This window comes from Bacillus sp. HMSC036E02, from assembly GCF_001836235.1.
Taxonomy (GTDB): Bacteria; Bacillota; Bacilli; order Bacillales; family Bacillaceae_G; genus Bacillus_A; species Bacillus_A cereus.
The window spans coordinates 56744-77909 of sequence record NZ_KV827802.1 but is presented as its reverse complement, the minus strand read 5'-3'; the positions used below and the strand labels follow the sequence as shown (position 1 = coordinate 77909).

Genomic DNA, 21166 nt, shown 5'->3' with positions numbered 1-21166 from the left:
AGTTCTTTAAATTAGTATTATTATAGTGCAATTAACATTATTTGTAACGCTACAAAGCGCCTTAATTTGAAAAAAATAAAATGAAAACAAAATGCTTGCATTCTAAATCGATATAGATTATATTGATTGACATATCAACTATTGATACATCAAATGTTTTTATTTTGATTGTAAAGGAGGGTTAATTTGACAAGTTCATGCTCAAAAGAAGCGATTATTTTATATAAATTACACTTTCTAAATAAAGAAGTAAGTTCGAAATTTGAAGGGTGTACGGGTATGAGCCAGTCTCGATTAGAGCTTATACTTCAGTTATATGAAGTAGGTGAAATTAGTCAAAAAGCACTTCAACAAGAAGTGAATATTGATAATGCTGCGATAACAAGGCATTTAAAGCAGCTTGAGGCCAATGAAATGATTGTAAGACGTAAAAATCCAGATGATAACAGAATTACGTTAGTTTCTCTTACTGAAGAGGGACGAAATAAAATTCAAGCATTTCAAGAGGAAAAAGAACGTTTTGCAGCATCTGCATTTAAAGGATTAAGTGAGGAAGAACGCGATAATCTTTTAAATATGTTAAATCACATTCAAGAAAATATAAAAGAATTATAAAAAAGGGAGAATACAACTATGACTAACTCAGTAAAAACAAATGATTTTAACGAAATTTTAACAGGACGTCGTTCAATTCGTAAGTACGACCCTTCAGTGAAAATTAGCAAAGAAGAAATGACAGAAATTCTTACAGAAGCAACACTTGCACCATCTTCAGTAAACATGCAACCATGGAGATTCGTAGTGATTGAAAGTGACGAAGCGAAAGCAACACTTGCGCCACTTGCAAAATTCAATCAATCTCAAGTAGAAACATCTTCAGCAATGATCGCTTTATTTGGTGACTTAAACAACTTTGATAACGCAGAAGAAATTTATGGTACAGCAGTAGAGCGTGGACTTATGCCAGCAGAAGTAAAAGAAGATCAAATGAAAAAACTTTCAGCTTACTTCTCTATGGTTACACCAGAAGTAATGAAAGATACAGTATTAATTGACGGTGGTCTTGTAGCGATGCAATTTATGCTAGCAGCTCGTGCGCACGGTTATGACACTTGTCCAATTGGTGGATTTGAAAAAGACCAAATCGCAGAAGCGTTTGGACTAGATAAAGAACGCTACGTACCAGTAATGCTAATTTCAATCGGGAAAGCTGCTGACAGTGGTTACCAATCAGTACGTCTTCCAATTGACAAAGTTGCTGAGTGGAAGTAATCTAATTAGGTTATAGAAATATATGGAATATGAAAGGGGAAACACCATGATTATTATTCACGCAATATTTCAAGTAGACCCAGCAAAACAACAAGCATTTTTAGAAGAAATTCAGCCACTCATTCATGGTTCAAGAGAAGAAAGTGGAAATGTATCTTATGACTTATATAAAGATACAGAAAAAGAAAGTGTTTATACGATGGTAGAAGTATGGAAAGATGAAGCAGCAGTTGCGAGCCATAATACGAGTGAACACTTCACATCTTTCGTTAGTAAAGCAGCACAATTTTTAACTGCTCCGCTTAATATAAAAGCTTATAATGGAGAATTAGTAAAATAATAAGGTAGAAAAAGATGACTTTAGCATATGGCTGAAGTCATCTTTTTTGTATAAGTAGAATCCATTTTGGACTCAGTTATGTTGATAGATAAGCGTTGCTCGCATCCTCAGTAACAGTGCTGAATTGTATGTTAAATTCGAACATTCGGTTTATTGGGATATTTTTCCGTGGTATAATTTTCTTGTGAATAAAAGGTAGAGGGGAGTAAGTAATGGGAGAATTTCAAAGTAATTTGCATACGGCAACGCAACTTGCAACGAAAATGAGAAATGCTTCAGATAGAATGCAAAGTGCTACTAGTCGCTCTATAAATAAGGCAACGCGTACGACACTATCTGTGAACTTCAAAGCACAAGAAGCAAATCAACAAAATTTACAAATCACGAAACAATTTTGCGCTACTTTTCAACAAACGATTGATAATATCCATTCCGTAGCAAATGAATTTGAGAAAATGGATACTGGACTTCAAAAGACTTTTCAATAATGTAACAACCTACGTAAAGGGGAAAAGGTAGGGAGAAAAGATGAGTCAAGAAATTGAAACGAGAATCAGTCAATGTAATCAAAAATTACGAATTATATTTGAAGAACAAAATGAAAACCGAATCGCGCTGCAAAATCAAGAACGAGCTGAGGTTAGTTTTCATGAATGGAAAAATAGAAGTAATCGTTTATTTAACCGAATACTAGAAACTTGGCACGGCGACAAAGAAGTGTTTCACCTTTTTACGAATATGCGGCAAGAAATCGGACAGTATGAAAGAAAACTTACATTCGAATTAGAAAATGAAAAAGAGACGTTGCTTAAAGAAAAACGGCATCTCAGTGAGAAAGAAAACGACCTTTCCTATGAACAGCAGCAACTACAAAGGGAGGCCAATACATGAGTTTAAACATGTATTTGGGAGAAGTACAAAGTCAAACTCAAAGTATGAACGCTATATGTAATGCTACGATTCAAAGTATGGAACAAGCCATTCAATCTATTGATGCATTTGCGATAGACACAGTATTACAAGGACAAACATACAGTAGTGCAAAAGCCTACCTTGTCCAAACATTTCGGCCATTAGCGCAAGGAATCATATGCTTATGTGAAGAATTAATTCGCCAAAATGAAGCATTTCCAAATGAGTTCCAAGCGAAAGTTGCTTCGACAGATGTGATTGAACAAGAAATAAGAGAACAAATAAGGGGAATTAATCAATCGATTACAAGTATAGAAGCAATAGAAGTACTTACACCAATGCCCGGAGTAGGTGCAATTGTAACGGTATTAGGTGCAATGAGAAAAAAACTGGAAGAAAAACTAGAGCATTTATATGAATTCAATCATTCATCCAGCAACAACTACAGCACCGCTCTCCAATTAGCAGCTAGCATCACAGCCGGACTCGCTGAAGTGCAAAGTGGGAAAGGATTTAGTCCTGTGAGTGGTACGTTTAGTACACAAGGGTTGAATATGGATTGGGTGAGTTCGATTCAGGGGATTATAGAAGAAACAGCTCGAAAAAATGATCAGTCAATTAAAGATATAGAAACAAATAACATAATTGAGAAGAAATCTCCGGTTAGAAATGCTTGTGACGATGCGACAGACAGTATAGTTGGCACGTTTGAAACAGCGAAAAAGATGTGGGAAGCTATTCAAAGAGGATCGGGGAAAGCTATTGGTGATGAAATCGAGTCCGCAATAGCTTTAAGTAATATGGACATAGGAACTTTTATTAATGTAACCTATGCACTTTTCCATTTGGATGAAACTGCAAAAAATATGTGGCATGCATTTTCAAATAAAATAAAACGAGATATGATAGAGGGAGATGCAGAGAGTCGTACAGAATTGACTACCTATGGATTAACACAAATAGCTACCACAATATTAGGCGATAGGGCACTAAATAAAGTAGGCCATATCACAAAAGGAGCAAAAGCATCAAGTGGAGTAAGTACATTTGCTAATGCAGTAAAATTAGCAAAAGAATTGAAGCCTACGCTTGAAATGTTACAATCATTTAAGAGAAATGCTTCCTATGCATTCTCTAGTGTTGGTGGAACTATTATAACCAAAATACCACACGGTGAATTGATAGAAGCTTATTATAAGTTTGCGAAGTCTAAAGATGGTGGTAAGGGTACGGGTAAAACTGTAAGCAATTATCTTGATGATATAGTCGAGGCTGGTGGTACCAGAAGAGAAATAAATTCTAAACTTCGAAATCCATTAGATAATCCTAAGATAGCAAAGGAGATTGAGGGAAATACTGAAGCTGTATATGGATATTCACCTAAGAAGGAATCTGGCTTAAATAAGTTTGGGGTAGACTGGACAAATGGTGATGAAGTTGCTTATGCAAGAAGCGAAAGAATAAAGTATCATGAAAAAATACAACAAAAAAGAATACAACTAGAACAAGATATTAAAAATCTTCAAAATGATGGGCTATCTATGGAGGAAATTGCTAGATTGAAAGTCGAAGAGCGAAATCAAGGAAGAATGGAAACGTATATAAAATCTAATAATTTAGATGGATTGAATGCAATGAAAGAAAGAAATATTCTTGAATATGGCAGGGCAGAAGGACCTACACCTGAACAACTTTATAAAAAGTATGGTTCATGGGAAGATGTGATATATGGCAGTTTAAAAACAAATCCAGCAATGGATGTCTTGACAGGATTATTTCATAGTATGGGAGGAAATAATTATGAAAGAAGAAAAAATACAAGGTAATATAAAGTGGATTGCATACAATAATTTAAGATTTAGAATAGAGAAGGTTAATGATGATTCATCCGTAATTTGGGTTTCTGATAATTTTGTAAATTTATGTTTTACCTTAGTAATGAATGACTTTTTAAGTAAATGTGAGGATGAGTTGAATATAAATATCGAAATTGATTTGACTTGGAATAATCATAGAGGTTTGATTATAAAAAATCATGATATAAATCTAATTTTAGGAGAAATAATTAATTTTATTAGCGAATGGGAGTTAGAAGGAAATTCAAATGCTGATAATTTTTCTACGGAAGAGTGGTATTCAGCATAAGCTTGCAGGGTATGCTAGCTTTCCATCATTTTTAGGAATTTAAAAATATGGAGGGAAATTTAAATTTAATGTATGTTTAGGGGACATTGAATGTGAATTGAAACTAAAGAGTTAGATAAATATTTTAAGCAACTAGTGAGGAATGAATTCTGTATAGTAAAGAATTCATTCCTTTTAAGTTTGTTTTAATTTACTTGTAATTATAGTAGTTAATATTTGAAGAGGCAATCACCCTAAGTCGTAAAGACACGAAAGCCTATACTCAAAGTAAGATTTCAAAGCTTTAGGAAGAAATTGGTTGAGTTAAAGGGGCTAAGGATGATACTTAGGATACGGCTAACGGTAAACCTAGCAGTAGCAAAAACACAAATGTAGATAATTTTGATGCAAAAACAGCTACAAATAAGCAAAAAGGTAATTATGGTGAAATAAAATCTAGTGACAATTTATTGAATAATCAAAGTTTAAAAGAAGCTGGATTTGATTTAAAGCCAGTCGGAAAAAGTGCACCATCAGGCATAAATGATAAAATAGTAAAAGGAATTGATGGATTATACGAAAATGCAAATGCAGAGTCAAAGATCAAATACGTTATAGATGAAGCTAAGTTTGGTAGTTCACAATTGGGGAAAACTAAAGATGGACGACAAATGTCAAATGATTGGTTGAATGGTGCGAAGACCAAAAAAAGTAGAATATTTAAAGCTGTTGATGGAGATAAGAAATTGGCAGATAAGATTAAAAGAGCGCTGGAAAGAAATCAAGTAGAAAGAGTACTATCACAAGTCGATAGTACCGGAAAAGTAAAAACATATAGATTAGATGCAAAGGGAAATATTATTGGAGAATGGCCATAATTTAGAAGCTAGGAGGAATCAAATAGAATGAGAGATTATTTAATTATAGAAGAAAAATGTAGAGAAGGAATTGAATATAATAAAGAGTTTATTCAAGAAAATAAAGAGGATATTAAAAGTTTAGAAGAAGATGAGAAAAAGGGAATTCAAAGATATTCTAAGGATAATAATAGTATTATAGAAGGAACCTACTTATCAAGCTTTAATTATGAGTTAGAGGATATTAACGCAAAATATTCCCTAGGAGAAGCTATCCATACAATAGAAGGAGATTTTGACAACGCTCTTATTGATTTGGGGCATATAGGGGAAAGAGAAGTTGGATATTTAAATCTAATTTGGATGATATCTCTAGGGATTTTATTAGAAACGGATAAAAAGAATCTTGTAAGTTTAGCCAAGCTAGTTGAGAAGGAAAATATGAACGACGCAGTAATCGATTTCCTCTTATGCGCTAGTGATATCGGATACACAAAAATGACGAACAGATATTATAAAGAAAATCCATATGCAAAAACGAAAGAGATTATAGAACTTGCACAAACAGATAAAAGAGAAGCATCTAAAAGATTACAAACGTACATGGAGAAAGAATGGTTTAAAGGTCATTATGATTATGAATGGAAAAATGCCCATAAAGAACCTGGATATGTGGGGTATTGGAGCTTTGAGACAGCTGCAATAGTAAAGATACTCGGACTTGATGATACAAGTTTAAAAGGTAATAACCATTATCCATATGATTTGGCACATTATAAAAATGAAATGAAATTTAAGCATATAGACCTAAGTGAATATCACTATGAAGATGAGACAGAAGAAATCGAGGATATAGTAGAAGGAATTGAACATAATCCTACATTGGAAAATATTATTCCGCCAAGATGGCATTCATTGGTCAATGAATTAATACATGATTATGAGAATATGGATGATAGTAGTTTTTATGAAAAATACAAAAAAACGATAGGAATAGGTCAAGTATGGTTTTTACCACAAGAGTATGAAGAAGAGAATGAGCAAAAAAATCTATTAGGAAGTTTAATTGTGTTTGCCCTGACGGTAAGAGATTATATATTACAATTGGATTATAAAGAGGATTTAGAGGACTACATTGATAATCTTAAAAATTTCTGGAATGGATCAGAAACAAAGTTAATTCAATTTATTTTAGAGAATGATCAAAATTATTATGCATGGGTACCAAAAGAAGCAAACATCCCAAATATGTATGAAGTGAAGATAGAGAGTGTCGATGTAGAGGAAGTTCTATAACGAGCAAATCGAAATGGTTTTTATTATATGTAATATTAGAATGCATTTTACTAGTTAATTGAAAACAATGCATGCGTGGCAGAAAAAAGGATGTATTGTTACTAAAAATTAGAGGGAAAGAAGGCTGTTGGATTGAGTTAAGCACCTCATTGTCAATATACGACAATAGGTGCTTTTTTGCGTGCAATGAAGAAAAAATAAAAGATTTATTTTCACTCTATTTCATCTTCGAATTACATGTTATAATTTGGAAAAATATATTCTTAATTTTTAGATAATTAAAAGGTGGTAGATTACTATATGAGTACATTAAAGAAAATTACTAATAATATTTCGAAGGTTATTATAGGTAAGGATGAAGCGATTGAACTTGCAGCTATAGCTCTTATAGCAAGAGGACACATTTTATTAGAGGATGTACCTGGGACAGGAAAAACAACATTAGCGAAAAGTTTGGCTAAAAGTGTGGACGCTAAATTTCAAAGAATACAATTTACAGCGGATACTTTGCCTGGAGATGTTATTGGTCTTGAATATTTTCATGTAAAGGAATCGGATTTTAAAACAAGGTTAGGACCGATTTTTGCAAATATCGTATTAGTGGATGAAATTAATCGAGCTGTACCGAGAACACAATCTTCGTTACTTGAGGTTATGGAAGAGCGTACTGTTACAATTGCGAAACAGACACATTCATTACCAGAACCTTTTTTAGTTATAGCAACGCAAAATCCACTCGAATCAGCGGGCACATTTCCGTTACCAGATGCTCAGTTAGACCGGTTTTTACTCACAATACGCCAAGGTTATCCTACGAGAGAAGCTGAAAAGGAAATGATGAATCGGTTTCAAATGAATGATCCATTAGAAACGTTACATTCTATTATTTCAAGTGAAGAAATTATTACGATGCAAAAGCGTGCAAGAGAAGTGTTAGTAGGGAATGATGTGCAAGATTATCTCCTTGAAATTATTGAAGCAACTCGTAACCATGAGTTAATTGAAATTGGTGTAAGCCCTCGGGGAACGTTGGCATTTATGAGAGCAATTCAAGCACGGGCAATATTAAATGAAAGAGATTACTGTACGCCAGATGATATTAAGACGCTCGCTGCATCAGTTTGTGCTCATCGTTTAACGTTAACGATTGAGGGAGAGATGAAAACGACGAAAGAACAAATTATGAAAGAAATTCTTCATACGATTAGTGTGCCAGTGGAGAATGTACGATGAATCAACAGCTTGCGTATACATCTTTAGCGGAGCCTTTCGTAATGGGGGTTATGTCAGTTGTAGCCGTTATTTTAAGTGTATTTTCAAGTAATCTACTGTTTTTATCTCTCGTATTTTTATATGTAATTTTAATAGGTGCTATGCATGTATATATACGTAAAGTATCTCGTGTTGAATGGGAATACAGTCAAGGGAATTCGAATGTTTTTATAGGTGAAACGAATATGTGCAAAATGAAAATTTCAAACAAGTCGATATTTCCTATTCTTAATATCGTATTTCGATTTAAATGTGAAAATAAGCTAACTTGGAATCATGATGAAATAAACAAAAATCATAGTACAGGTTCAAATTATTATATGAATTTTAATTTAAAAGGAAGGGAGTCAGTTTCATTTGATTTGCAAGCTGTAGCGTTAAAAAGAGGCATCGCGAAATGGGAAGAAGTTGAAATTGTTATTACTGATCTCTTTGGATTTATAACGAACCATATAACATATAAACAAGTTGATACGCCCTCTTATTTAGTCTTACCAGCTGTTCCGAAAATACAAGTTCCTGAATTACAAGAATGGTCACGAGGATTTCGAAAAGCGATGTCTTCACCCTTATATGATGAAACGAAAGTAATGGGAGTAAAGTCTTATGAAAATGAAGATTTTCGTTCCATCCACTGGAGTGCAACAGCGAAAACAGGGACGCTAACTGCGAAAAAGTATGAGCGAACACAATGTGATAAATACGCGATTTATCTCAACTTGCAAAATAAAAGTGGTGTTTCTTTGCGAAATGATATAGAGGAACTAATTGAATTAACAGCAGGTATATGCAAACAACTTCTTATGCAAAACTGTTCGTTTGAAGTATGGATCAATAGTGTAAAAGATAACGGTTTGCTACATATAAAAAATGGGGATAATCGGAAACATTTGCAAAATGTATTAAAGGTACTTGCCTCGATATCAGACCAAGATACGCCTATATCTTCTTCTTACTTTTACACAGCAGGCTTTCGTCGAAAGGAACTGGATGCGGTTCCTTTAATTATCGGTACTTCACCAAAGAAATACAGTAGAACGAATAAATGGATTGTAATGAAAGAATAAGAAGGGGCTTATGTCATGGTGAATAAGAAGCGGCATATGAAAGTGAAGTTATGGAGTGTAAGAACTTTAATCATACTTTTCTTTGCGATTAGTGCGATAACGTTATCACAAGGTGTTGTGTATGTACAAGACATAGTAAAAGAGCGTTTTTTCAGTAAGACTAAGACAATATCGGAAAGAAATTATGATTTTACTAGTATAGGTGAAAATTTCGATGATTCCAAAATAGATGAAGATGAATATGAAGAAGTAGAAGATACAGGTATAAGAATGAAAACGGGTAAAAAATTTCAACCTTTCGAAAGAGAAAGTCTATGGAGTGACGTGCTTTCTGTTCTTTCAAATATATGGATTACTATAGCTTTTTATGTGATAATTGCAATATCAATTATATATGCCATCTACAAGTATATTAGGAAAAAATTGACGAAAACAGAAATAGTACAGGAGAAAGAATTGGTTACAAAGCACACTGCGGTAAGAAGCATAAAGAATGAAAAAGTCATTCATCAGTTAGAACAGCCGTTACCGACAGATAAGATAAGAAAAACGTTAGTTGAATGGGAAAGAACATTACCATTTCATGAACAGAGAAGATCTTATGAAACGATGCAACAATGGTTAAAAAGAATTTGTAGAACAAGGGATATTATCTCGTTATATGAGTCTGTTCGTTATGGTGAAAAGACGTATACGGATTTAGATGTGGAAGAAATAATGAAGTGGGTAGAGGGAGATGGGAAGGTGGATACATAAATATTCACCTTTTCTTTTTTATATGGAAATTTGATTAACATGAATTATTTTCTTATATGAAACCGTATTTAAATAGATAAACAAAATTAACTTTATTTACTTATACTTCATTACATGTTAACCTATACTTAATTTTTATAAATTATAATTAATTTTTGATTTTTTAAGGGTGTGAAAATGTAATGAAATCGGTATTAAAAAGCATACTTATTTCCTTTGTTTTTTCAGCAGTAGGTATGTGTTGGTTACTGTACGTATTATTCAAAGGGGACGGAGACTGGTTATTGTCTTGGATAGGTGTATTAATGGCATATTTATCTTTATATACTTTAATAGATTTATATTGTAAAAATACATACGATAAAAAAATAAATAAATGGCTTATAAAAACAGCGGTGACTAGTTTTAGTTTTTCTGTATTAGGAATCTCATTTTGTATCATACATGAGCTATTAACACCATGGAGTCTTAGTTTAATGGTGTGGTATTGGTTGCTAATGTTAGTATTATTTTTAACAACTATAATATCATTAATCAGTTTAGTATTTGTTAATCGTAAAAATCACAATTTCACCGTTGGATATAGAATGCTCATACTTCTAAATGTATTTCTTACACTAGGACCAGTATTATGGCCGCTATTACTTTCTATTATTGGAAATGGTATGAATGCTAGTGCGGGCTGGTAAAAAGGAATATAAATTAGTTGTGTAAAGAATAGGATGAAAAGTTGATATAGAATTTTAAATGTTTAAGAGAACATGTTTACATAAAAAATAAAAACATGTTCTCTTTTTATTTGCATGCATAACTCTTCCTCAGTTTACCGTATTTAAATTTAAACGTAAGTATTTCGTAAGGAATGGATAAGAAAAAAGAGAGATTTATCATATAGGATGAAAGTATAGCTTGAATCAATCCGATATTAATGGAGGAGAGAAAGCCTTATGAAAAAATGTAATTCAATTAAGTTAGCAAGTTTTGCAGTTTTATTAGCGGGTACTGCTCTATTCACACCTGGCTTTACTGTGACTGCAGAGTCAACTCAAAATATTTCTAGTTCGTCACAAGTACATGATCAAAAGAATCGTAATGGCTGGAAACAAGTAATGCAGGAAACAGTACAGCTTGGTGCTGTAGGAATATTAGCTAAGGCGTCTAATAATGGAAAAACTAGTAGTTTTACTGCTGGCGTGGCGGACTTAAGTACAAAGAAACCGGTGAATTCGGATTATCGCTTTCGGATTGGCAGTGTGACGAAGTCGTTTACTGCCACGACTATTCTTCAATTAGTAGGAGAAAAGCGCTTACAACTTGACGATCCAATTGAAAAGTGGCTACCGGGTCTCGTGCAAGGAAATGGGTATGATGGTAATCAAATTACGATACGACAACTTTTGAATCATACAAGTGGTATCGCTGAATATTTAAAGTCAAAAGACGCGGACATAATGAATTCGAAAAAAACGTATACAGCAGAAGAAATAGTGAAAATAGGCCTTTCGCTGCCTCCAGATTTCTCGCCGGGTAAAGACTGGTTGTATTCAAACACAGGATACGTAATACTAGGAATGCTTATTGAAAAAATAACTGGAAATAGTTATGCGGAAGAAATCGAAAAGCGAATTATTGAACCTTTGGACCTATCAAATACGTTTTTACCAGGAAATTCACCCGTCATCCCAGGAAAGAATCATGCTCGTGGATATGTGAAAATGGAAGGAACAGGCGAGTTGAAAGATATTACGTATTATAATCCAAGTTTAGCTAATGCAGCTGGAGATATGATTTCTAATGCGGATGATTTAAATAAGTTCTTTTCATCTTTACTCGGTGGTAAGTTACTGAAGGAACGCGAGCTAAAAGAAATGCTTACTACAGTTCCTATAGAAGGAAAAGGGGTTGGTGACGCATACGGTCTTGGAATCTATGAGACTAAACTTCCAAACGGTGTTTCAGTTTGGGGGCATGGAGGAGGAATTCCTGGATTTACAACTTTTGCTGGGGGAGTAATTGGAGGCAAACATACATTGGCTATCAGTCTCAACTCTATAGGTGGGGTCGATATTGTTCCGCAGTTTAATAAAATGATGCAAATTGAATTTAATAAATAGATGAAAAGAAAGTGAATGGAATTTTGTTATAGTTATATTTAAAAGAGGTGCTTTTTTAAGTTCGCAACTATGGACAGTAGTTGCATTTATGATATGGCATCAAGTGTATTTCAAAGTGAAAATCAATCTTAATGCTTACGATAAAAATAAAAAGGATGTCAGTTACATGACATTCTTTTTATTTTGGATAAAAAAGGTATATAGTTCTGAAAATTGTTGTTTTTTAAATTATTAAATATAATAAAGGATATAGGGGCGCCAATAGGGGAGTTATGAATGGAAAATACTTTAGTTAGTTAATTATTTCTCGTTTTAATCAAAATGATTATGAGTTGATTTGGAGTTGAATACAATGGGAGAAAATCATTATAAATGGAGTAATAAACAATTACGAGAGCATGTTGAAGTAATAGATGGTAAAAGAAGTCCGCACATTTTATGTAAGAACGCAACTTATTTAAATTCCTATATGCGCGAGTGGATGCAAGCAAATATTTGGATCTATGATGACCGGATTGTTTATGTAGGGGAAAAGCTGCCAGTGCAACTGCATGAATGTGAAGTCATTGATTGTGATGGAAAGTATGTAGTTCCAAGTTACATAGAACCTCATGCACATCCATATCAATTATATAATCCTGAAACTTTAGCGAATCATGCGATGCAGTTTGGGACAACAACTTTTATTAATGATAATTTAACTTTATTTTTCACATTACAACGTGAAGAAGCATTTCGTTTATTAGATGAATTTGAAAAGATTCCAGCAAGTATGTATTGGTGGTGCCGTTTTGATGGACAGACTGAATTGCAAAACGGGGAAACTTTATTTAATCGTGAAGAAATAATAGAATGGCTTAAGCATAAAGCAGTTCTTCAAGGCGGCGAGCTAACAGCATGGCCAAAACTATTACATGGCGATGATGAAATGTTAACTTGGATGCAGGAAACGAAGCGATTGCAGAAGAAAGTAGAAGGACATTTTCCAGGTGCATCTGAAACGACTTTAGCGAAGTTAAAACTGTTAGGTACAGATTGTGATCATGAAGCGATGACAGGGCAGGAAGCTTTCACTCGTCTTATGCAAGGTTACACTGTTTCCCTAAGAAATTCTTCAATCCGCCCAGATTTAGAAGTTTTACTGAAAGAATTGTTGGAACTAGGCGTAAAGCAGTTTGATAGATTTATTCTTACGACAGACGGCTCACATCCTTCGTTTTATGAGAATGGAATGACAAACGTTATGATTTCTACCGCGATAAAACAAGGAGTGCCAGTAATAGATGCATACGATATGGCAAGTTATAATATTGCTCGCTATTATAATATGGAACATGTACATGGTTCGATTGCGACAGGTAGAATTGCTAATATCAATATTTTAGAAAGTAAAGAAAACCCAGTACCAATTAGTGTCCTTGCAAAGGGGAAATGGGTGAAGCGTGACGGTGTAAATACACATGAGGCATTACATATAGACTGGAGTAAACATAAAGTAACTCCATTATCATTAGATTGGTCAATTGAAAAAGAGGATATGATTTTCTCTAATAAAACGGGGATACACTTATTAAATAACGTTATTACAAAACCATACACTAGTGAAATCAATATAGACTGTGATGAATTGTCCACAGATCATGATGAATGTTTCCTTATGATGATTGCTCGTGATGGCAGTTGGCAAGTGAATATAGCTGTCAAAGGTTTTGCAAAAGAACTAGGTGGGCTTGCTAGCTCTTATTCTGGTACAGGTGACATCATTCTTATCGGAAAAAGAAAAGAAGATATGCTTACAGCTTTTCGTAGAGTAAAAGAGCTCGGTGGTGGAATGGTCATAGTAGAAAACAATGAAGTGTTACACGAAATAGCATTACCATTGCTCGGGATTATGTCTAATTTAAAAATGAGAGAATTAATACAGGAAGAGAAACAGATGGTGAAATTACTACAAGAGCGTGGCTACGCGTATGATGATCCAGCATTTACAATTTTATTCTTTTCTGCGACGCACTTGCCTTTTATACGAGTAACACCTATAGGATTATATGATGTGAAAAGTAGTAAGGTAGTTGCCCCGCCCGTGAATTTGATAAAGCAATATTAAAAAGAAAGATCCTATAAAAATTTTATTTTATAGGATCTTTCTTATTATTAGCATAAGAATATTGTAAGCCTCAAATGATATAGTATCTAAATCATTTGAGGTGATATGTAAATATGAAAAAAATATTTTACATTTTAAGCGTATTTATTCTGTGTGTATCGATACAACACGTTGTACATTCCCAATCAGATGCACCAGAGTTATCTTCGGATTGTCTCGAAGAAAGAAAAGTTAGAGATGAAAAGTATGTGAAGAATATAATACAGGACATTAAATCCACATTTAATTTAAATATTGATGAACATAGTTTTTGGGAAGTAAGTAAAAGAGATCTGGAGGCTGCTCATTTGATGTATGGTGGAAAGGAAAATGATTCTTATTATACTTCGCTAACTAAAATTTATGACAGTGGTGGATTTAGCGAACAGCCCAGCCTATTTGTGAGGGCGCAAGAAGCATTTTTACTTTATAAAGAAAAAGATAATATCAATGTAATGAAACGCCTAAAACTAGACGTTGAAAAAGGGGAATGGCTCGTTATAAAAACGAAAAAGAAGAAAGGGAAAAAAGTGAAATTTAAGCCGTTGCAATGTGAAAAAGATTATATGAAAAAGAGAAATGAATAACAAAATACTTATTCATGCTGTTTTTATTCAACGATATTTTGCTGTTGATTTGAAATAGAAAAAGGTAAACAAACATATTAGCTTTATGGAATATGTTTATTTACCTTTTTTTGAGAGATTTAATAATTGGGGATTATTTACTGCCTAATGAATTTATAACATTCAATGAATTTGTTCTTCATTAACATTAGATTTTGTGTCAAATGATTTATACATTGCCGAAACACCTATGTATATTTTATTCTACAGTATTTATAAAAGAATGTTGGCTATTCATAAGAAATATGATTGGCACGGTTTTTGCTTGTATTACATGTAAGGAAGGGAGATTGTATGTAAGGAATCTGTACTCGTAATAGTATAAAACAAGCTACTATTGCATTATTAATCATAGTTGTATTTATAGGGGAACTGTAAATACATACAAATAAGTGGTTTTTTTGATTTTAAAATTCTGAATTTTCATTTAAATAATTAGGGGGCAATGGTATGGTTAAATATTCGAAAATTTCTAAGTGGATTCTTGGTGTTGGACTAGTGACAATAACATGTAATGGTTTGCAAATTCAAGCAGAGACAAAAGAGAAAAACGTGAAGAACGTATTACAAATGGAGCCGGTAGGAATACAGAAATCTGTTAATGAATTGGCGCACCCTTCAAAAGTACAAGAAAATGCATCTTTTACAAAACGGTTAAAATTAGCGGATTTATCGCAGCGTCCACTAGCACCAACCGATAATATTAAACCGTTAGCTGAAGAAAAAAAGTATTCAATGGCTGAGTTAAATCAATTAAATAACAAACAATTAACTGATCTTCTTGTGACAATTAAATGGTATCAAATTCCGGAATTATTTCAGTTTAATAGTGATAGTCTTAAATTCTATCAAGATGATAGTCGAATGCAAGCAATTATTAATAAACTAGCAGAACAAGGACAAGCTTATACGCAAGATGATTCAAAAGGGATTGAAACATTAGTAGAAGCTCTACGTGCAGCGTTTTATTTAGGTTTTTACCATGATGAATTAAGCAAACTAAATGAGCGTAGCTACCATGATAAATGTTTACCAGCTTTAAAAACAATTGCAAAAAATCCAAATTTCAAACTTGGTACATCAGAACAAAATAAAGTAATTGCATCATATGGAAAATTAATTGGAAATGCATCAGCAGATGTTGAAACGGTTTTATATGCAGGTGAAATTTTTAAACAATATAACGATAATCTTGCAACTTTCATTGAAGACCGAACAAAAGGAGACGCTATATATGAGTTGATGAAGGGAATTGACTTTGATATTCAGACGGATATGTACACGACTGGAAAAGAGCCAAAAGATACGATGTGGTTTCGAAATATTGATAACTTTATTAATGAAATAAATCGTTTTGCACTACTTGGTACAGTAACAAATAAAAACGGATGGTTAATTAATAATGGAATTTACTATGCTGGCCGATTGGGCAAGCTTCATAGCACGCCCACAAAAGGACAACAAGTTGTTACAGATGCAATGCGAATTTATCCATATTTAGGAGAGCAATACTTTGTTGCGGCAGAACAAATTACTACAAATTATGGAGGAATAGATGCGAACGGCAAAACTGTAAATTTAGATCAAATTCGAGAAGAGGGGAAAAAGAAATATTTACCGAAAACGTATACGTTTGATGATGGTGCAATTGTCTTTAAAGCTGGGGATAAAGTTAGCGAAGAGAAAATTAAACGTCTATACTGGGCGGCAAAAGAGGTGCGTTCTCAATTTTATCGTACAGTTGGTAGCGATAAACCACTTGAAAGTGGACATGCTGATGATGTGTTAACGATGGTTATTTATAATAGCCCAGATGAGTATCAATTTAATCGTCAACTGTACGGATATGAAACGAATAATGGTGGGATTTATATTGAAGGGACAGGGACTTTCTTTACATATGAACGTACACCAGAGCAAAGTATTTATAGTCTGGAAGAATTGTTCCGCCATGAATTTACGCACTACTTACAGGGAAGGTACGAAGTTCAGGGATTATGGGGCCAAGGGGAAATGTATCAAAATGAACGTTTAACATGGTTTGAAGAAGGGAATGCAGAGTTCTTTGCAGGTGCAACGCGATTAGATAGTGTAGTACCACGAAAAAGTATAATTGGTGGGTTATCTAATGATCCTGCAAAACGTTATACAGCATCACAAACATTAAATGCGAAATATGGAACGTGGGATTTTTATAATTATTCGTTTGCACTGCAATCATATATGTATAATAAGCGCCCAGAAATGTTCGATAAAGTACATGATTTAATTCGCGCAAATGATGTTTCAAGTTACGATGAATACCGTGCTACATTAAGCAAAGATAATAAGTTAAATGAAGAATATCAATCTTATATGCAAATGCTTATTGATAATCGTGATAAGTATACAATTCCACAAGTATCAGATGAGTATTTAACTCAGCATGATCCAAAATCGCTTTCGGACGTTACTTCAGATATTACGAATGAAGCGAAATTAAAAGATGTGAAAGTAACAAAGAATAAATCACAATTCTTTAATACATTTACACTACAGGGGACATATACAGGAAGTGCGGCTAAAGGAGAAGTTGAGGACTGGAAAGTGATGAATGAAACAACAAATGATATGTTGAAACGTCTTTCAGGAAAAGAGTGGACTGGATATAAAACATTGACTGCTTATTTTGTAAATTACCGTGTAAATAATGCTGGGCAATTTGAATATGATGTTGTGTTTAGCGGAGTGAACACGGAAGAAGGTACGGCTGTAGAAAAAGAACCAAATAATTCATTTGAAACAGCAAACCCACTATCTTTGAATATTTTGTTAAGAGGAACCTTGAGCGATCAAGATCAGGGGGATAAATTTGTTATTGATGTAAAGGATCAAAAAGATTTACAAATTTCGGTTACGAACGAACAAAATCTTGGATTGAACTGGGTATTATATTCTGAATCAGATTTAAATAATTATGTAGCTTATGCAACAAAACGTGATGGGAACAAATTGCTTGGAAATTATAATGCAAAGCCAGGGAAATATTACTTAAGTGTATATAAGTATGGTGGTGGAACAGGGAATTATACGGTACAAGTAAAATAGTTTACTATAGTTTGTTTTGAAAGGCTACTTATTACATTTTTTAGCGAAATAAAGTATGTAATGTTAAACATTAAACTAATTCAACATATCCCTGTTCTAATTATAGAACAGGGATATGTTGGCTTTATATTTTTAAATTAAATAACCTCATTGGATTTTGATAAGAAAATAATTAATATACATCTGAATTCTCATTCGTAAAGCATGTTTTAATCTTCTTAATGCTCTTTCATTTTTGTCTCAATGCTTGTTTTCAAATCAGTTGATACTTGATTGAAATACCCCAAAACGATCTCCCTAATATCATCGGATATAACTTTCAAATCACTAGCTAAGTTTTCAGCGAGATATTCTTTTTCTATTGGCTGTAACTTCGTATAAAATTCACCAGCTTGTGTAAAGTCATCCTGTTTCGTTATAGAAGCTCTTTCAAGTTTACCTTCAACGTACCTTCCTTCACCGGTTGTAATTTGATTAGCAGGTGTCCAATCTTGCTGCTGGTTAATCGTTAATTTGCGAAATTCTGGACCAATTCTTCTTCTTTGTGAATCACTGTAAATGTTAGCGCGCCCTTGCAGCATTTTATCATCTGATAGTTCTGCACCATCCAGTAAATTAGAAGGAGAGAATGCGACTTTTTCTACTTGTTCCATAAAATTTTCAGGATTTTTATTTAATACCATTTTCCCGACTGGTAGGAGAGGATACGTCTGTTCATCCCATACTTTTGTGTCATCTAAAGGATCATAAGAAAGGTGCGCTTCATCTTTCGGATCCATGAGCTGGACGTATAAACCATACTCCACTGGTTTACCATTTTCAATAGCATCATATAAATCTTTCCCGCTATAATCAGGATTTTCGGCAGCTAGTTTAATTGCTTCTTTACTAGTAATGTACTGTACACCTTCAAACGGGTACCAATGATACTTTACATACTTTCGATTACCTTCCGCATTTCTCCATACATATGTATTAACACTATGTCCTGGAATGTGGCGAAGACTTTTGGCCGTACCATTATTAGAGTATAAACGGACAACAAAATGAATAGATTCAGGTGCTTTAGCGACAAAACTCCAAAATCTATTAGGGTCTATTAAGTTATTTTTAGGTGAAGGCAATAATGCTTGAATCGTTTCAGGGAAACGCATCGGATCACGGACAGAAAAAACAGGAATGTGATTACATAAAAGGTCAAAAATGCCTTCTTTTGTATAAAATTTTGTAGAAAAACCGCGTACATTTCTAGCGGTATCCGGTGTTCCTTTCGTACTAACAGCTAACGAAAATCGCACCATAACAGGAACTTTCTCATTAGAATTTTGTAAAAAACTTAATTTAGTATGTTCAGACATCGAATATATCGTTTGAAAATAACCGAACGCACCAAATCCTTTTACATGAACAGGTCTTTCTAAAATTTTTTCATGAATAAATTCTTGTAACGTCTCGTGAAGTACACTATCTTGCTCTAGAACAGGTCCACGTGAACCAACTGTTTGTGAGTGAAGGGTAGCTTGTTCATTACGTTCGCCTTTTTTATTAAAGTGATTCCCTAGTAAAGATTGCCCCTGTTTATCATAGTTTTCATTCATCGATATAGCCTCCAAATTTATTTCGTCTATTGTTACTAAATATGATTTTATAGTCTCGATTATGTATGACATACAAAGTTCAAAGCAGTAACATACCGCTAGATGAAAAAAACACATATGTAGTGGACCTGTTGAAATAGAAGAAATTATGGAAAAATGAATATCGGGAAGAGAAAGCACACGTTTTAATAAAAAATGTGGAAGAAAACCACTATTAAAATTTCAATCTTAAAACTTAATTTATAAACGATTATATAAAGAATGAATGTTAAAAAAGGAAAAATAACTAGGAGGAATTTAACATGTCGGATTGGTTTCAATTAGATAAAGAATATATGATGTCTACATATTGTCGTACAGAGGTTGCAATGGAAAGAGGAGAAGGATGTAAACTATATGATGTAGATGGTAAAGAGTATTTAGATTTATTTTCTGGCGTAGGAGTAAATGTATTAGGATACAATCATCCTAAAATTGTACAAACGACAATGGAACAAGTTACAAAATCGTTGCATCTGCCGTTTCATTTTTTAAATCCAGTTGCGATTGAATATGCAAAGAAATTAGTGGATTGCTCATTAAAAAACGGAAAGGTCTTTTTTACAAACTCTGGTACGGAAGCGACAGAAACAACTTTGAAATTAATTGATAAATATAGAGCTAATACGAATGAAGAACGTGAAGGAATTGTAGTGCTGAAGAATAGTTTCCATGGGCGTACGTTAGGGGCACTTCATTTTACGAGACAAGAAAGTGTATATCAAAATTTCCCTAAAACATCGATTCCTGTATATGAAGTAGAGCGCGAAAATATAGACCAATTAGAGGAGACTATTATTAAAGAAAAACCAATTGCGATTATGCTAGAGCCTGTTTTAGGAAGTGGAGGAATTTATCCTTTATCAAGTGAATATTTACATGGTGTTCAATATTTATGTGAAAAATATAATGTACTTCTTGTCGTTGATGAAGTTCAAAGTGGTATGGGTAGAACGGGAAAACTATTTGCTTATCAAAATTTTAATATTACACCAGATATTATTCAAATTGGTAAAGGAGCAGGAGGCGGGATACCGCTAGGAGGAATTATTGTAGGCAAAAAGTTATGTGATGTATTTTCACCAGGAGATCACGGGACAACGTTTGCTCATTCATCAATGGGAACGGCTTTAGGGTTAACGGTATTAAACACATTGATTGAAGATGGTTTAATGCACGAAGCGTATGAAACGTCACTATATTTAAATGATAAATTACAAGAAATTCAGAAAGAAAACTCTTATTATATTCAGGAAGTACGTCATGCTGGCATGATGTTTGGAATTAGTCTGAATGATACGAATGAAAATGTGAAGAAATTACAGGTTGAGCTAATGAATAAAGGAATGTTAGTCGATGTAACACAAGGGAATATTATTCGATTACTTCCGCCGTATATTATTACAAAAGAAGAAATTGATACATTTATTACTCAATTTATTACTTGTATGGATAAGGTTGCTACTGTAGTAAGTGCTTAAAAATTAAAAGCTATATTTTATATAAAGTGCACTCTAATTGTTGGGGATAGTTTACAATTGGGGTGCATTTTTTATAGTTGAATTTTGTAAAATACAGTCGTTTGTATATGATAACGGAAAAATAGAAGGAATTTCGTTATATTTGAGTGGTGAAGAAAAGGGAAAGTAAGTATAAAGAT

18 protein-coding genes and 1 pseudogene are annotated in these 21166 nt (G+C 33.4%); 18 read left to right on the top strand and 1 reads right to left on the bottom strand.

Annotated features, from left to right (window positions below):
* Window positions 1-186 precede the first annotated feature (186 nt).
* From HMPREF2590_RS01370 to colA, 17 genes and pseudogenes are all read left to right on the top strand, one after another.
* On the top strand, window positions 187-615 hold the full coding sequence (locus HMPREF2590_RS01370) for a MarR family winged helix-turn-helix transcriptional regulator (RefSeq protein WP_000204172.1): 429 nt from the start codon (window positions 187-189) through the stop codon (window positions 613-615).
* Between the two features lie 18 nt (window positions 616-633).
* Window positions 634-1272, top strand: coding sequence for a nitroreductase family protein (locus tag HMPREF2590_RS01365; RefSeq protein WP_000185390.1), 639 nt, complete (start codon window positions 634-636; stop codon window positions 1270-1272).
* 46 nt (window positions 1273-1318) lie between these two features.
* Window positions 1319-1612 carry a putative quinol monooxygenase gene (locus HMPREF2590_RS01360; RefSeq protein ID WP_000583805.1) on the top strand — a complete coding sequence of 98 codons (294 nt, stop codon included), beginning with the start codon at window positions 1319-1321 and terminating at the stop codon, window positions 1610-1612.
* A 212-nt stretch (window positions 1613-1824) separates the two neighbouring features.
* Complete coding sequence (locus HMPREF2590_RS01355; protein WP_000503638.1) at window positions 1825-2100, top strand: TIGR04197 family type VII secretion effector; 276 nt, start codon at window positions 1825-1827, stop codon at window positions 2098-2100.
* Window positions 2101-2140: 40 nt separating this feature from the next.
* A complete protein-coding gene (locus HMPREF2590_RS01350) occupies window positions 2141-2503 on the top strand; it encodes a DUF3958 family protein (protein WP_000076595.1) in 363 nt (120 codons plus the stop codon).
* On the top strand, window positions 2500-4350 hold the full coding sequence (locus HMPREF2590_RS01345) for an LXG domain-containing protein (protein WP_050821927.1): 1851 nt from the start codon (window positions 2500-2502) through the stop codon (window positions 4348-4350). The genes HMPREF2590_RS01350 and HMPREF2590_RS01345 overlap by 4 nt, the downstream gene beginning before the upstream one ends.
* Window positions 4325-4669, top strand: a complete 345-nt coding sequence (locus HMPREF2590_RS01340) for a hypothetical protein (RefSeq protein ID WP_000656836.1) — start codon at window positions 4325-4327, stop codon at window positions 4667-4669. Before HMPREF2590_RS01345 ends, HMPREF2590_RS01340 begins: the two co-directional genes overlap by 26 nt.
* 329 nt (window positions 4670-4998) lie before the next feature.
* Window positions 4999-5526 (top strand): annotated as a pseudogene (locus HMPREF2590_RS29795) (hypothetical protein); the annotation flags it as partial.
* A 27-nt stretch (window positions 5527-5553) separates the two neighbouring features.
* Window positions 5554-6801 (top strand): PoNi-like cognate immunity protein, encoded by a 1248-nt coding sequence (locus HMPREF2590_RS01330; protein ID WP_001205868.1) that lies wholly within the window; start codon window positions 5554-5556, stop codon window positions 6799-6801.
* 300 nt (window positions 6802-7101) lie between these two features.
* Window positions 7102-8034, top strand: a complete 933-nt coding sequence (locus HMPREF2590_RS01325) for an AAA family ATPase (RefSeq protein ID WP_000105649.1) — start codon at window positions 7102-7104, stop codon at window positions 8032-8034.
* Window positions 8031-9140, top strand: coding sequence for a DUF58 domain-containing protein (locus HMPREF2590_RS01320; protein ID WP_001075776.1), 1110 nt, complete (start codon window positions 8031-8033; stop codon window positions 9138-9140). The genes HMPREF2590_RS01325 and HMPREF2590_RS01320 overlap by 4 nt, the downstream gene beginning before the upstream one ends.
* A 15-nt stretch (window positions 9141-9155) precedes the next feature.
* On the top strand, window positions 9156-9896 hold the full coding sequence (locus tag HMPREF2590_RS01315) for a hypothetical protein (protein ID WP_050821925.1): 741 nt from the start codon (window positions 9156-9158) through the stop codon (window positions 9894-9896).
* 182 nt (window positions 9897-10078) lie between these two features.
* Entirely contained in the window at window positions 10079-10585 is a 507-nt protein-coding gene (locus tag HMPREF2590_RS01310; RefSeq protein ID WP_000843833.1) for a DUF3902 family protein, read from the top strand.
* A 258-nt stretch (window positions 10586-10843) separates the two neighbouring features.
* Complete coding sequence (locus HMPREF2590_RS01305; protein WP_000710633.1) at window positions 10844-12010, top strand: serine hydrolase domain-containing protein; 1167 nt, start codon at window positions 10844-10846, stop codon at window positions 12008-12010.
* Window positions 12011-12362: 352 nt separating this feature from the next.
* On the top strand, window positions 12363-14117 hold the full coding sequence (locus tag HMPREF2590_RS01300) for an adenine deaminase C-terminal domain-containing protein (RefSeq protein WP_044584583.1): 1755 nt from the start codon (window positions 12363-12365) through the stop codon (window positions 14115-14117).
* 113 nt (window positions 14118-14230) lie between these two features.
* Entirely contained in the window at window positions 14231-14743 is a 513-nt protein-coding gene (locus HMPREF2590_RS01295) for a hypothetical protein (protein ID WP_000719378.1), read from the top strand.
* Window positions 14744-15232: 489 nt separating this feature from the next.
* The gene (gene colA / locus HMPREF2590_RS01290) at window positions 15233-17869 is read left to right on the top strand and encodes a collagenase ColA (RefSeq protein ID WP_050821924.1); all 2637 of its coding nucleotides are present in this window, start codon (window positions 15233-15235) and stop codon (window positions 17867-17869) included.
* Window positions 17870-18087: 218 nt separating this feature from the next.
* Here the strand turns inward: colA and HMPREF2590_RS01285 are convergent, their stop codons facing one another.
* Complete coding sequence (locus tag HMPREF2590_RS01285; RefSeq protein ID WP_050821923.1) at window positions 18088-19467, bottom strand: catalase; 1380 nt, start codon at window positions 19465-19467, stop codon at window positions 18088-18090.
* Window positions 19468-19769: 302 nt separating this feature from the next.
* On the opposite strand from HMPREF2590_RS01285, the gene HMPREF2590_RS01280 reads away from it, so the two are divergent.
* Window positions 19770-20987 (top strand): aspartate aminotransferase family protein, encoded by a 1218-nt coding sequence (locus HMPREF2590_RS01280; protein ID WP_050821922.1) that lies wholly within the window; start codon window positions 19770-19772, stop codon window positions 20985-20987.
* The last annotated feature ends 179 nt before the right edge of the window (window positions 20988-21166 follow it).